Annotated in this window: 1 protein-coding gene; it reads right to left on the reverse strand. The window is 66.3% G+C overall.

Features of this window, described 5'->3' with window-relative positions:
- Positions 1-1,397, reverse strand: a 1,397-nt coding sequence (locus CH293_RS27595; RefSeq protein WP_255123017.1) for a condensation domain-containing protein, incomplete at both ends; no start/stop codon positions are given.

Raw genomic sequence — 1,397 nt, forward strand, 5'->3', positions numbered from 1 at the left:
TGTGGGTGAGGAGGATTTGGAAGAGGGGTGTGCGGTTGGTGGTGCGGGGTGTGTTGGTGGTGCGGGTGATGTGTTCGAAGGGTGCGTGTTGGTGGGCGAGGCCGTCGAGGATGGTGTGGTGGGTGGTGGTGAGGAGGTTGCTGATGGTGTCGGTGGGGTGGAGGTGGTGGCGTAGGGGGAGGGTGTTGACGAAGTAGCCGATGAGGTTTTCGAGTCCGTGTTCGGTGCGTCCGCCGACGGGGGAGCCGATGATGATGTCGGTGCCGGCGCCGAGCAGTGATGCGGTGATGGCGGTGACGGTGTGGGTGAGGGTGAACATCGAGACGCCGTGCTGGGTGGCGACGGTGCGGGCTGCGGCGGCGGTGTGGGGGTCGATGGTGAAGGTGATGTCGGTGCCGTGGCCGGTGGGGTGTGCGGGGCGGGGGTGGTCGAGGGTGATGATCGATTCGTCGGGGGCGTCGGTGAGGGTGGTGCGCCAGTAGTCGAGGTGGCGGGAGAGTTCGGGGGTGGGGTCGGCGGCGTCGCCGAGGGTGGTGCGTTGCCAGGTGGCGTAGTGGGCGTAGGTGACTGGTAGTGGTGTCCAGGTCGGGGCGGTGCCGGCCTGTCGTGCGGTGTAGGCGGCGGCGAGGTCGGTGAGCAGGGCGGGGGTGGACCATTCGTCGATCGCGTGGTGGTGCGCGATGAGGGCGATGGTCCATTCGGTGTCGGCGGTGCGGAGGATGGCGACGCGGAGGGGGAGGTCGGTAGCGAGGTCGAATCCGGTGTTGATGAGGGTGTCGATGGTGGTTTGTGTGTCTGAGGGTGCGTTGTCACGCAGGTCGTCGATGTGGATGGAGAGTTGGTCGGTGATGTGGGCGGGTTCGATGATGTGTTGGGTGAGGGTGCCGTCGTGTTCGACGAGCAGGGTGCGCAGGGGGTGGTGGCGGGTGACGAGGTCGCCGATGGCGGTGGTGAACGCGGCGGTGTCGAGGTTTCCGGTGAGGGTCCAGAGGGTGGGTACGACGTATTGCGAGTTGGGTCCGCCGAGTTGGTCGATGATCCAGAGTGCTTGTTGGCCGTAGGAGGCGGGGATCGGGTCGGTGAGCGTGATGTCGGTGATGCGTACTGGTGACAGGTGTGCTGTGGCGCCGTCGACGGTGGTGTCGAGGGTGGCGATGGTGGTGTCGATGAGGTGCGCGAGGCCGGTGATGGTGGGGGTGGTGAACACTTCGCGCAGGGTCAGGGAGGTGCCGAGCTCGGCGTTGATGCGGGCGGCGACGCGGGTGGCGGTCAGGGAGTGCCCGCCGAGGCGGAAGAAATCGTCGTCGATGGACAAGGGTGCATCGCTGGGTAGTCCGAGTACGTCGGTGAAGATGGTGGTGAGGGTGATTTCTGTTGCGGTGGTGGGTGCTGTTCCG

It is taken from the genome of Rhodococcus sp. 14-2470-1b (assembly GCF_002259415.1).
GTDB lineage: Bacteria > Actinomycetota > Actinomycetes > Mycobacteriales > Mycobacteriaceae > Rhodococcoides.